Origin of the sequence: Streptococcus mitis (assembly GCF_001579045.1) — a bacterium.
GTDB classification, from domain to species: Bacteria; Bacillota; Bacilli; order Lactobacillales; family Streptococcaceae; genus Streptococcus; species Streptococcus mitis_D.
On the sequence record NZ_KQ970261.1, the window covers coordinates 452,330 to 459,211 of the forward strand.

Sequence of the window (6,882 nt, forward strand, 5' to 3'; positions counted from 1 at the left end):
ATAGAGTAAAAACTATGATCAAGCTCTCCCAATCTTGGAAGGATTTCTAAAAAAGAATCTCTACTTCTTGTCCCAATATTAAGAAATTCATCATCCTCCCTTGAATAACTTCTCAAATAAAATACACCATCTTGAGCAAATCGTTTATAAGTAGAAATTGCTACATCTGTATCATTCTCTTTAAGAGCAGTATAAAGAACATCTAAATAGTTCGGCTCAACCCAATCATCTGAATCAATAAAAGTAATGTATCCCCCCCCGAACGTTCGAGTCCTAGGTTACGAGCAGAAGCTACACCACCATTATCCTTTTCAAAATAACGAAAACGACTATCATTCTCTACATATTCTTGACAAATCATTCCAGATGAATCAGTCGAGCCATCATTGACAAGTAACACTTCAAAATTAGTATAAGTTTGATTCAGAATACTATCTAAACACTGACCTAAATACTTCTCTGTATTATAAATTGGAACGATAATACTAATCAATTCATTATTCATCTTGTTTCTCCAGTTCTATCTGATTGATAATGCTTTCTAAATCAAGATGATCAATCTTATTTTTCAACTTTTCCCTTTCTTCTTCATATCCATAGAATTCCAACTCTGATAATCTTCTTTTCAACACATAGTCATACATTCTATATGTTTTTACAATATCAATCCCGTCTATATCTTTGGTTTCACGAATTCTTTCTTCCAAAGCATCAATATAATCCATATGTGATAAATTAAAACTTTTAGATAAACCTTTGGGATTGTATCGATACACATAAACAGTCTGATTACTTACCGCTATCTTTTCTGCTTTTAAATAAAGTTTCCAGGTTGTAAATTGATCTTCTGCGTATTTTCCATAAGGATAACGAATACCCTCAAATAAACTGCGCTTATATAATTTCCCCCAAGCAGTGGAAAAACGCAAGAAATTTACATCTAGCATATCATCCAGTTGTTGAACGGCATCAATATTATCAATAAAAGTGATAGGTAGTTTAGGGATATAGTGATTCGTAAAGAATTGAAAATAAGGTTTTTCGAAGTAGCAAAAGAAGCCTACTACTAAGTCTGATTCCCCAAGCAGGCTAGTTGCATACAGCTTTTCCAGAGCTTGCTCCATCAAAAAATCATCTGAATCAACAAAGGTTACATACTCTCCCTCAGCTCTGTCTAAAGCATAATTTCGCGCATCTGACAATCCTCCATTTTCCTTCACAAAATAACGAATCCGACTGTCACGTTCCGCATACTCCCGACAAATCTCATCAGAAGCATCTGTCGAACCATCATTTATCAATAAAACTTCAATCTCTTGGTAAGTCTGATTCAAAATACTATCTAGACATTGTCGTAAATACTGTTCCACATTGTATACAGGTACAATTACACTAATTAAAGGATATTTCTTCATGTTATCTTCCTAATATTTATCAACTAAATAAGCTTCTTATTTTTTCAACCATCTTTTCAGGTTCGTCCTTTTTGCAAATATAGCTTGCTTTTCCTGCAGTATGATCTGTACTATCAAATGTCACTATTGGTTTCCCAAGATTGTTGACTTTTTCTATAATATGATCAACTTCTGCTTCATAATTAATATCCAAATAAAAATCAATTTCTTCTACTACTTTTCTTAAATTTAAAAAACAAAACTAATGTTCTGATACTCAGCATTCTGTCTTACTCACTTTTACATCTGATTTAGCAGTAACAAAAATGATATCTGAAATGAAAATAATTAGAAAAATAGATTACTTCAATAGGCTTAACCATTTTTCTGCAATGACCTCATCCAAATAAGAGGCTGCAATGCGATATGAATGTTGCGATACTTCATTTTGATTCAAATCAAAAAACTCCAATACTGCCTTCGTCATTCTTTCAACACTTTCTTCTTTATCTTGACCTTCAGAATAGGGAACTAAATAACCATTCTTCCCATTTTGAATAAAGGTAGGTGCTCCGTAAGGGACATCTAAACCTACTAATCCCATACCAGAAGCCACCCCTTCAAGTAAGGTTAGCCCCAAGGTTTCCCAAGAAGAAGTTGATAGATAGAGCTGGTGCTTTTTATACTCTTCTTTTAAATTTTGATAGCCACGTAACCTTATATATTCTTCCGCATTTAGCTCTGCAATCAGTTGGTTCAATTTATGATAATCTTCCCCTTGACCATAGATATCCAAAGTAAATCCTGGTATTTTCTCTTTGACCTTTGCTCCTACCTTAATCGCTATATCGACTTGTTTACGATAGTTTAAGCGAGCAGCAAGCATAGCCGAATAAGGAACCATCGTCTCTACATTACTCTCGATACTTTCGATACTAGCAGCTGGTATCACACAAATCGGACAGCTAGGCAAGCCCATCTCTCTTAGATAGTTCTCCAAGTCTGTTTTTTGTGCTTCTGTTGAAACAAGCATAAAATCAAAGGAGGTCGCATGTTGGAATAAATAATGATATTCATTATTCATCGCTCCCGTTTTATATTGATGGAGAGAGTGAAGAAAAACTCCTATTTTTGCATGATTGCCATATTCTAAAATTGCCTGTGAAAAAGAAAATCTAGAGACCCTGTCCATAAGGACGACATCAGCAGAAGAAAGGGACAAGGATTTGATAAAATATTGCATCAAGTCATATTCGCCTTCAAGCCATTCTGAACCAAATCGATACCTTGTTCTTCCTGACGATTGGAAACCTTCATAGACCACTTCACTTTCGGAATTATAGAAACACCTTTTGCTCCACTGATAAGTCCCTTGGTCAAACCACTCTCTACATATCAAATGAGAAGTATAATGGTCTCTCTGATAAAGTGTATCCTGATAAAAATGATCAACCTGATAAACTATTCCATCCTCACATTTCAGAAATAGCCTATGATTTTCAGATATTTGATAAACGATTTGATGCTGGTCTCTCTCAACTATCATACTATTCTCTAGGTGCAGTCTACTAATCATCTCTTCACTAGTGATAGTGGATTGTACACCTTTTTCTCCAGCTAAATAAAAGGGAGCAATCATCATCTTATCTAGAGGAATCCCTATATGTTGAAAATAAAGAAAATCTTCTCTTGGAGGAATGACAGAAAATATGTAACGAACATCTAGATTCGTCTTTTTAAAGATCCGAGCACGATTGGCCTGAGAACGATCTACACCATTTGGTTCGTACCCTACTAATAAGTCGAATAGATAAACTGTCACTTAATTTTCCACCTTTCGAAAAGCTCTATTGTAATCTTCTTTAGTAGAAGATTGAATCCATTTCCATTGCTTTTGCAAAGCCAAATGATACATTTCCTCTGAAACGACAACCTTTTTGATAGCATCAATCAAATCAACCGCATCTTGACTTGCAGCTAGATGCTCAGGACAGATAAAACCTCTCCTATGCTGAGTCTCCTTAAAAGCAAATAAAAGCAAGCCTTTTTCCAAGGATTCTTCCACAGCATTCAATATTTCTATACTATGGTTAATATCTAAATACAAACTACACTGTTCTAGCAAACTTTCATACTCTGCCTGGCTAATTCCTGGATGTAAATAGACATTTTCACATCGTTCAAGATCCAATAGTCTAGGTCCCATATTCGTAAGAGCACCGATATGAAACTCAACCATCGGCAACTTCTCAATAACTTCCTCGATTTTTTCAATTTCTTGTGTGTGAGTCATGATAAGCGCTCGATGGTGATTTCCATTCATTTTTGAAGGATACAAGGGACTGATATGATGAATCTTATCATTTGGAGTAAGGGACTCAAACACCGAATAATGATAAATATAGAGTCTATCTACTCTTGATAGATAGTCTTCTACTTCTTGGATTTGAATCGGTTCTTTAGAAGAATAAACTGCAGAAACTTTTTGACTACCTAAATAATCTGCTATTTCTAAATTTCCAACAACTAGCACTTCATTTTCTAAATCAAAGAGCTCTAAACAAGCCTGCCATAGTTCATCTTCAGTATAAATATGGGTGATTTCATCTTTAAATAAAGTATATAAGCCTCGCTCTACATTTTTAATCATTAGTAGAGTATTTTGAGCATCATAATAATGAACCGAGATACTCTTTTCTGATTCATCCATTATTTCCTGTTTATAACGCCAACCATTTTCTAAATAGTAATCACAACTTATAACTCTTCCCTGATTATCCCACCATTCAACCCTATCTACTGTATATGATTCTTTATGACGGTAGAAAATCTGACCTCGTTGAATATCTTTATCCCATATGGTTGCGTAATTTTCTTCCATACAAATTTCCCAATATTTAGGAACTACCACTTTCAAAGCTATCAATGATTCACTTTTATATTGATTTAATACTGATTTCTTCGCAAGTAGCATCGGTAAAAAATGAATGTAATCTTGAGGTCTTTCTACATAATCCAGGGTTAAAACATGAACCTCAGTACCAGAAGAAAGTACATCTTCTACAAATTGCTGCTCGGCTGGACTATACTGCTTTGTTAGATAAAGCATCTATATCTCCTTTAATTCCTCCATAATCATAAGCTGATTAAAACGACAAATCCTATAAAGATAGAATGTAATCACACATCTTTTGCGGTTCTGAACTAGAGAATACCTGATCTACATGATAGGGATTCACTACCGTATCAAATGTTAGGATTGGTTTTCCTTTTTGTTTTGCAGTTTCAATTACTTGTTGATTTTTTTCCTCATAGTTAATGTCTAAATAAATATCACACTCATCAACCAACCGCTTGCGATTCCAATCTAAAATAGCTGGATATAATCTCACATTTTCATATTTTCGTAAACAATTCAGAACGTCACCCATTAATGTATTAGCTGCTATATGAAACATGAAATTTGGTAAATGAGTCACTAGATAATCAATCTGTTCCAATGACTGACTATCTGTCATAATAAATATGTCACGTTTTTTTCTAGGTGTTTTATGATTCGTAATCTCTGACCAGTCCATCATTGAATATCTCCACCATACTTCTCTTAAACGAGAGTAAGATCTTAAATTCCAAGGCTTATCTCCTGAAAGATAATGAATAATCGCTGGCAATGGATCTGTCGACATTTCTAAAACAAAATACTGCTGTCTCTCCTCTGCAATGCGGTCATAACCAACTTGGAAATTGTAAGTATCATCTAAGACGATATAGCGTTCCCCTGCCACTCGATTAAAGACAGTTTGATCTGACTCTGGCAATGTTTCATGATCCCTATCAGTGATTTCGATTAAAGTCGTTTGAATATTTTCTTCTTTCCACAACTTATTATTAACTAGCAAGACACCCGAATTAAATCTATCTTCTAATCCATAAATAACTTTGGCTGCTGCCAAAAGTTTATCACCAAGTTCGATTTCAAATAACTCATCTAGTGATCTTGTTACAATTGTATCACTATCCAAATACAGCACCTTATCTTCTTCCACAAATTGTGGGATAAAGTATCTCGCAAAGGACATGTGGTTCATATGAGCTCCAAACGGAGGTAACTTCCATGTTTCTGAAACTAATCCACTTGTCAACTTCACATCAACTAATTCACTCTGTTTCTGACTCATTTTTTCACGAACACTGATAAACCATTCCTGAGGAATATCTTGATTCAAAATATACACTTTGCAATTGTCATGATGATAGCAAATTGACTTTAATGTTGCTTCTATATATCGAATATAGCCATAATCACCAGCTAAAACAAATGTTAATTTTTCCATTGTATTTACCTATTTCCTATTTCTATTTATTTTCCAGATAATTTATAATCTATTTTCATACTCATCAAACATCAAAGAGCACTACATGCCTATAGTAGAAGAATGTTAATACTCTTCGAAAATCAAATTCAAACCACGTCAGCTCTATCTGCAACCTCCAAACAGTGTTTTGAGCAACCTGCGGCTAGCTTCCTAGTTTGCTCTTTGATTTTCATTGAGTATAAAAACGCTTAAAAAGATTGTGAAAGAGTATAGATTCAATTCAAATCTCGGCCTTCCTTTATACTAAATGAATTAACTTTGTCTTGATAATATCAAATAAATTTATAAAATATTGAAAAGCATTCCCATTCTAAAATTATATCATCATTTTCCCTTACAAGACAACCAAAAACCCTTGAAAAGTTTAACTTTTCAAGGGTTTTCTTTCAGTATTTTTTGCTTAATAAGGAAACTTTTTATTAGTATTCTTATTAATCTTCCTGATCATTTTTACGACGTTTCGCAAACAAACCTAAACCAGTAATAGCTGCTAAAGCTCCTAAAAGTACAGATGATTTAGAAGCTTCTGTACCAGTATTTGGTAATTGTTTTCTTGACTTACCTTCTGATGCTGATGGTGTCTCAGAAGATAATACGTCCGCTGATGTCGATACGCTTGCTGAAGCTGGCGTATTTGCTGATGTTGATACTGAATCACTTGCTGAAGCTGATCCGCTTGTTGAGGTAGATACAGATTCAGAAACAGATGTACTTACTGAAGCTGACGCACTTGTTGACTCTGACGTTGCTTTAGAAATTGATTCGCTCACTGAGTTATTTGCTGAAGCTGACTCTGAGGCAACCTTAGAGGCTGATTCACTTGCCACATTGCTTGTAGATACTGATTCTAGCACACTATCTATATCTATCATTTTCTTAGAGTGGATTTCAGGGTTACCTTTACTTGTGATAATAGATGCACTTTCCACCCTAGATGTCGACTCACTCACTGAGTTGCTTGTTGAGGCTGACTCTGAGGCTACCTTAGACGCTGACTCACTCACTGAGTTGCTTGTTGAAGCCGACTCTGAAGCTACCTTAGATGCAGACTCACTCACTGAGTTGCTTGTTGAAGCTGATTCTGAAGCTACCTTAGACGCTGATTCGCTTGC

General features: G+C 34.9%; 6 protein-coding genes and 1 pseudogene. All 7 read right to left on the reverse strand.

The window, feature by feature from the left end:
* Positions 1–32: 32 nt before the first annotated feature.
* A pseudogene (locus tag SMIDD28_RS12535) lies at positions 33–505 on the reverse strand (glycosyltransferase family 2 protein); the annotation flags it as partial.
* Positions 498–1,415: a glycosyltransferase family 2 protein gene (locus tag SMIDD28_RS02065; RefSeq protein WP_061424344.1), complete on the reverse strand. Its 918-nt coding sequence runs from the start codon at positions 1,413–1,415 to the stop codon at positions 498–500. The gene SMIDD28_RS02065 and the pseudogene SMIDD28_RS12535, both read right to left, overlap by 8 nt.
* A 19-nt stretch (positions 1,416–1,434) precedes the next feature.
* The gene (locus SMIDD28_RS11540; RefSeq protein WP_196756347.1) at positions 1,435–1,608 is read right to left on the reverse strand and encodes a hypothetical protein; all 174 of its coding nucleotides are present in this window, start codon (positions 1,606–1,608) and stop codon (positions 1,435–1,437) included.
* A 147-nt stretch (positions 1,609–1,755) separates the two neighbouring features.
* On the reverse strand, positions 1,756–3,216 hold the full coding sequence (locus tag SMIDD28_RS02070; protein WP_061424345.1) for a glycosyltransferase: 1,461 nt from the start codon (positions 3,214–3,216) through the stop codon (positions 1,756–1,758).
* Positions 3,217–4,503, reverse strand: coding sequence for a hypothetical protein (locus SMIDD28_RS02075; RefSeq protein WP_061424346.1), 1,287 nt, complete (start codon positions 4,501–4,503; stop codon positions 3,217–3,219). It abuts the gene before it with no gap.
* A gap of 52 nt (positions 4,504–4,555) precedes the next feature.
* Positions 4,556–5,728 carry a glycosyltransferase gene (locus SMIDD28_RS02080; RefSeq protein ID WP_061424348.1) on the reverse strand — a complete coding sequence of 391 codons (1,173 nt, stop codon included), beginning with the start codon at positions 5,726–5,728 and terminating at the stop codon, positions 4,556–4,558.
* Positions 5,729–6,201: 473 nt separating this feature from the next.
* Positions 6,202–6,882, reverse strand: a 681-nt coding sequence (locus SMIDD28_RS02085) for an LPXTG cell wall anchor domain-containing protein (protein ID WP_155719309.1), incomplete at its 5' end; no start/stop codon positions are given.

What these genes read in the sequence shown, in the direction of transcription:
- SMIDD28_RS02075 (WP_061424346.1), bottom strand. Translation starts at nt 4,503, where the DNA reads ATGCTTTATCTAACAAAGCAGTATAGTCCAGCCGAGCAGCAATTTGTA.
- SMIDD28_RS02065 (WP_061424344.1), bottom strand. Translation starts at nt 1,415, where the DNA reads ATGAAGAAATATCCTTTAATTAGTGTAATTGTACCTGTATACAATGTG.
- SMIDD28_RS02080 (WP_061424348.1), bottom strand. Translation starts at nt 5,728, where the DNA reads ATGGAAAAATTAACATTTGTTTTAGCTGGTGATTATGGCTATATTCGA.